The organism is Bullifex sp., from assembly GCF_034103065.1.
Taxonomy (GTDB): Bacteria; Spirochaetota; Spirochaetia; order Sphaerochaetales; family Sphaerochaetaceae; genus Bullifex.
This window is the reverse complement of sequence record NZ_JAXEGN010000097.1, coordinates 1-5717: the sequence shown is the minus strand read 5'-3', so window position 1 is coordinate 5717 and position 5717 is coordinate 1. Positions and strand designations below refer to the sequence as shown.

Sequence of the window (5717 nt, the reverse complement as noted above, 5' to 3'; positions counted from 1 at the left end):
AAAAGCAGCTCAACTTAAAGCTCAATATGGACAAGACGTCCCAGTATCACTTGAAAATGATCCTGAGTTTTTAAAGATTGCAAACCAACAGCTTGAAAGACTACAAAAGCAATATGATGAAACCTTAGCAGAAGCAAAAGCACAACTTGAAGCTACACTAGCATAAATAATACTGCTACATGAGAAATCAACATGTAGCAGATTTTTTATCAAAGAATTCTTTTTCCAGCTTAGTATATTCAGAGAGAGAAATATTTAGCTTTTCTGCTGCTATTTCTCTTGAAAGCAATCCTTCATGAGTTAATTCAAAAAAAGTATTAGTTTTACCTTCTTTATTTCCTTCTAGCTTTGCATCTTTTTTAATTTCGTCAAATGCTTTGCACATATTATAGCCTCCATCTTTTGGGATTTCTATATTCACAATTGTTTCTAATAGCTTAGCAGTATTTTCATCAAGATTTTGAAATGCTTTCTCACTGTTAATATAACTCAAAAATTCATTTTTATCTGCTTGTATTTTAATTAACACTTTCCCAAAAAATAGGACTATAGGATTAGCTATCTAAACTATATTTTTTAACATAAATTAACATTTTTCACTAATTAACAAGTTTTTACCTATAATTCACTGCATATACAAGGCATATGTAGTGGATTTTTGTATAATATTAAGTTTCAAAAGTCATGAATAATTCTTGCTTTTTTAGTCCTATTATTATAATATGGACTATATAAAAAGAGGTATTTACTATGTCAGTTCCTGAATCGGTTAGAAAGGTCGCAAGACCTGTTAATACAATAGTTGAAGATAGTGGAAGAGATACAAAATATCGCTATGCCGTAAGGGAAAGAGGTGAGATAGTTTATGAAAATGGCAGTAACCCTAGACCAAAGAATGGTAAAGTAATAGGACATATTATAGATGGTGTGTTTGTACCTATAAAAGAAAAGACTGCAGAAGTCCCTAATATGTTCAGCTATGGTGCTGCTGCTTTTGCATATTCATTTACCAATGATATATACATGGATCTTCTTTCAGTTTATCCCATAAGAGACGCAGTAGAGATAATAGCTATCGCAATTCTAAAGGTAATTAAACCTAAGATAGCCTGTAATAGATATTCAACAGAATATGAAAGAACCTTTGTTAATGTTTGGTATCCTGGATGTGCTATGAGTAAAAATAGCATTACAGAGTTTTACAAGAGAATTGGTATGGATAGTGATAAGAGACGTCTTTTTCAAGAGAAAAGGCTTTCAGCAGTATGTAAGCAGCACCATATAGCAATAGATGGAACTTTAAGACAGGATAATAGTAGTGTTAATGATTTATCCTCTTACAGTAGGAAAGCTAGAGTTAAGGGAACTAGAGATATATCCATACTTTATGCATTTGATACAGAAACTGGGGAACCTTTATGTTCTGAAGTGTATCCAGGTAATAATATAGATGCTATTACAGTCGCTTCCTTTATTAAGGACAACAGTATTCAGAAAGGAATTATAGTAGCGGACAAAGGCTTTCCTCTAAAGAATATAAAGGAAGCATTAGATAAAAATAATGAGCTACATTATCTTCTTCCTCTCAAGAGAGGAGCAAAGCTTATAAAGGATAATTGTGCACTTACATGGGATAAGACTATACATTTCGGTGATAGAGTACTGCTCTGTTGTAAGAAAGAGGTAAATGATAAGAAGTATCTTTATTCATTTAGAGATGTATACAGAGCTGGAAAGGAAGATATGGGGTATGTAGAAAACTCCATCAAGAAAGAGTTATTTGACTTGGAAAAGTACCAAAAGCAGAAAGACAGCTTTGGAACGATTGTATTTATTTCTGACTTAGATTTAAGTGAAAAAGAAGTATATAAGATTTACTCAGAAAGATGGCTCTTAGAACTAATGTTTGCTCAATATAAAGGCGATGAAGGTCTAACTACAACTAACGTACAAGGAGACTTTAGTGTAATTGGGGAAGAATTTGTTAACTTCATTGCTACTATATTAACTTCTAGGATGACTAAAAAAGCTGATGAAACTGGTCTTTTGGATACTATGAGTTATGGTGAGTTAATGGATGATCTTTCTTCTGCATGGAGAGGTGTTAAAGGTGAAAGTGTAAAGCCAAAAGACAATGATAATTATTGGATACACACTCTTCCTTCCGTAATGGAAATATTAGTAAAGCTAGATATTGCTACTTGTACAAAGGTGAAAAGAAATCCTGGTAGACCAAGAAAACAAAAGCCTGTATCTGACAAACCTAAACGTCCAAGAGGCAGGCCTAGAAAGAAGTCTTAGTCCTATATTTTGGGAAACTACTAATTAAATATTCTGTTTATATAATAAAAATAGGTTAAAAATCTAATAATAGGGAGAATGACTATGCTTCCTTGCTGAGAAGCAGAAATTTATCGCTAATGTGGTCGTAGGACTGCTTGATAATGAAAGTCCTGATTCAAATAGGCTTACACTTGTAACTCCAAAGTCTGAAAATGATGTACGACTACAAGCTACTCTTGGTAATCAGAACCCCACGCTCTTGCCCGTGGGAGCAGTCAGAATACAAATATATTTAATTTTTCTCAATAGGAAAGGCTTTTAAAATCCACGCTTGACGATGATATGATATAGATGATATTTTTTTAAAGATATTTTATAAAAAACGAGGAATTAATTATGGATTCAGCTACAGGTTCAATGTGGACCACATTTATTATGTTTGGTGCCATCATCCTTATCTTCTATTTTCTTATTATTAGACCACAGAAGAAGAGAGATAAAGAGGCTCAGGCAATGATTGATGCACTTAAGAAGGGTGATAAAGTCATTACTATCGGTGGTATCCATGGTACTGTCGTTGCAGTAAAAGAAAAGACTGTTGTTTTAAAGGTCGATGATAATGCAAGAATTGAGTTCTTAAAGACAGCTATTTCTACAGTTACAAATAAAGATGCTGTTAAGAGCGCTCCTTCAAAGAAAAAGGCTGAGGCTATCGAAGAGAAAAAGGCAGAAGAAGTAAAGCCAGCAGAGGCTTCAGAAAAGAAAGAAGATAAATAAGGACTATTTTTTATGAAGAATGCAGGACGAATTGCTGCAGTTCTTCTTGTCCTCATTGTTTCAGCAGTACTGCTTTATCCTAGTATAAAGTGGTACTGTTTTGTTTCTGAAGACGTGAAGAACCTTGCAACAGGTACAAAAGAAGAAATTCGTGATTACTCGAGAGCAAAGGCCAGCGAGGATGTTAATTCAATTAAAGCCTTGGGTGGTAGTTCTAGTGTACCAAAAGAATATTCATATTTAATTGATGAAGCTAAAGATAGAGGTTACAAGAGTAATTCTTGGACAGTATCAACATTAATGGGAGCTTTTAAGAGTGAAAGTGATTTATTTAGTGTTGTTGAGAACCACTATAGAAAAGAGATTATGGATGCAAAATCACTTCAAGGAAGAATCCTATCTCTTGGCCTTGATTTAAAGGGTGGTGTATCTGTATTACTTGAAGCAGATACCAAAGGTTATGCTCAAAAGTTAGGTTATACTCCAAGTGCAGAAGAGATTAGTGCTGCTGTTTCACAGGATATAGAGATTCTTTCTTCAAGAATTGACCAATATGGTGTTAGTGAACCTGACATTAGAAAGCAAGGGGACAATCAAATATTAATTGAAATACCTGGTGAAGCAGATACCGAACGTGTAAATTCCTTTCTACAGGGTAAAGGAAGCTTATACTTTTGCTTAGTTGATTCAGCATTAACAAATAAGGTTAATTCAATGTACCAAGCAGATCCTCAGAGCTTTTATAATGAAAGAGGTGAATTAATTACTCCTTCGATAGTACCAAGTAACCGTATTATGCTTGGCTATTATAAGAGTGATGATTACTCTCTTGATGTATTAGAAAGCCTAGTTGTTCTTGATCCAAGCATTAATTTAGATGGTTCTTACATTGAATCATCTCAAAGTAGCAAAGATAGTGTTACAAACCGTCCTGTTGTTAACTTTACACTTTCAAATGAGGGTGGAAAGCTTTTCTATGATTTAACTTCAAAGCATAAGGGACAAGCACTTGCTGTTGTCTTAGATGAAAAGGTAAGAAGTGTAGCAACAATTAATGATGCAATTAGTAGTAATGTTCAAATTTCTGGCTTCAATGAAAAGGAGGCTCAGTCTCTTGCAATTACTCTTAAGAGTGCATCCTTCCCAATTGATCTTGAAATAGTATCAATGACAAGTGTTGGTGCAACCCTTGGTGATGATGCAGTTAAAACAGGCTTAACTGCAATTGTAATTGGCTTTGCTCTAGTTATTATTTTCATGGTTGCATACTACTCTCTAGCGGGCTTAGTCGCTGACCTTGCTTTACTATTAAACCTCTTTATTATGATATCATTACTCTCTGCACTTAGCTTTACAGTTACATTAACATCTATTGCAGGCTTAATATTAACTTTAGGTATGGCTGTAGATGCAAACGTAATTATCTATGAAAGAATTAAAGAGGAGTTAAAGAAGGGTAAAAAACCATATCAAGCGCTTGAAAGTGGCTTTAAGAGAGCTTTTTGGACAATTATGGACTCAAACGTTACCACAATTATTGCAGCTCTTGTATTGTCAACACTTGGTAGTAGTAGCGTTAAGGGATTTGCAATTACCCTCGCAATTGGTATCGCAAGTTCCCTATTTACATCTTTATATTTCAGCCACTTCATCTTCTCTCTATTTATTAAGGAAGACTCAAAGAAGTTTTTAATTTCATTTAAAGGAGGCAAGAAATGAATAAGATAATAAAGTATAGATATCTTTTTATGGTGCCTTCTGCACTAATTATTATAGCTGGTTTAGTAATGCTATTTACTGTCGGCTTTAATACTGGTATTGATTTTTCATCTGGCCTTTCAGAACAAATTCAAATTGCACCAGTTGCCTTTAGCATTTCATATGATGGGGCTGGTAGTGCAACACTATCAGCATCTCAAGGGGAGCTGAAGCTAACAATTAAAGAAGGACAAAATAGTAAAAGCTATATTATCAATCCTCAAGAATATAAAACAGCAGGAGAGGCTGCAGCCTTCTTTGATACAATTGAAGGTATTTCTGTAAAAGTTAAAAATTCAGAGCTACTTATGAGTAATGTCGTAACAGGTGCATCATACCCTGTAAATCTTTCAAGTAGTATGTTTAATGTAAACTGTGCAACAGAAACCTCTGATGTAGCTATTAGTGATATTAGAAATGCACTTTCTTCTATGGATGGCTTAAATGTCCAAGTTGCAGGAGAAAAAAATGATGGATCATTTCTTGTTAAAGTTAAGGTAAAAGAGGGAGAAACTCAGTATCAATTAGAAAATGAGATTAGATCCTTGCTTTCTTCTATTGCATCGGCGGAGGAAATTATTACACTCCAAAGTGATTTCGTTGGACCAAAATTCTCATCAACACTATTTACCTCCTCAATAAAGGCTGTAGCAATTGCTGTTGGTTTAATACTAATCTATATATGGGTTAGATTTAGATTCTCATATGCAATTTCATCTATCATTGCACTCCTTCATGATGTATTGATGATGTTTGCTTTTATTCTAATTCTGCGACTAGAAGTATCCTCAACAACTATTGCTGCTGTATTGACTATCATTGGTTACTCACTAAATAACACAATCGTAATTTTTGATAGAATTAGAGAAAATGTCTTAACCTTGAAGGGAGAAGATGTA

6 protein-coding genes are annotated in these 5717 nt (G+C 34.0%); 5 read left to right on the top strand and 1 reads right to left on the bottom strand.

Annotated features, from left to right (window positions below):
* Positions 1 to 187 precede the first annotated feature (187 nt).
* A complete protein-coding gene (locus SOY52_RS04045; protein WP_320847699.1) occupies positions 188 to 493 on the bottom strand; it encodes a hypothetical protein in 306 nt (101 codons plus the stop codon).
* A 257-nt stretch (positions 494 to 750) separates the two neighbouring features.
* On the opposite strand from SOY52_RS04045, the gene SOY52_RS04040 reads away from it, so the two are divergent.
* The 5 genes from SOY52_RS04040 to SOY52_RS04020 form a co-directional block, all read left to right on the top strand.
* Entirely contained in the window at positions 751 to 2301 is a 1551-nt protein-coding gene (locus tag SOY52_RS04040) for a transposase (RefSeq protein WP_320847698.1), read from the top strand.
* A 121-nt stretch (positions 2302 to 2422) separates the two neighbouring features.
* Positions 2423 to 2605: a hypothetical protein gene (locus SOY52_RS04035; protein ID WP_320847697.1), complete on the top strand. Its 183-nt coding sequence runs from the start codon at positions 2423 to 2425 to the stop codon at positions 2603 to 2605.
* A 74-nt stretch (positions 2606 to 2679) separates the two neighbouring features.
* Positions 2680 to 3060: a preprotein translocase subunit YajC gene (yajC, locus tag SOY52_RS04030; protein WP_320847696.1), complete on the top strand. Its 381-nt coding sequence runs from the start codon at positions 2680 to 2682 to the stop codon at positions 3058 to 3060.
* A gap of 12 nt (positions 3061 to 3072) precedes the next feature.
* Positions 3073 to 4779: a protein translocase subunit SecD gene (gene secD, locus SOY52_RS04025; protein ID WP_320847695.1), complete on the top strand. Its 1707-nt coding sequence runs from the start codon at positions 3073 to 3075 to the stop codon at positions 4777 to 4779.
* Positions 4776 to 5717: protein translocase subunit SecF (locus tag SOY52_RS04020; protein ID WP_320847694.1), on the top strand; the 942-nt coding region annotated here is incomplete at its 3' end. The genes secD and SOY52_RS04020, both read left to right, overlap by 4 nt.

What these genes read in the sequence shown, in the direction of transcription:
- secD (WP_320847695.1), top strand. Translation starts at nt 3,073, where the DNA reads ATGAAGAATGCAGGACGAATTGCTGCAGTTCTTCTTGTCCTCATTGTT.
- yajC (WP_320847696.1), top strand. Translation starts at nt 2,680, where the DNA reads ATGGATTCAGCTACAGGTTCAATGTGGACCACATTTATTATGTTTGGT.
- SOY52_RS04040 (WP_320847698.1), top strand. Translation starts at nt 751, where the DNA reads ATGTCAGTTCCTGAATCGGTTAGAAAGGTCGCAAGACCTGTTAATACA.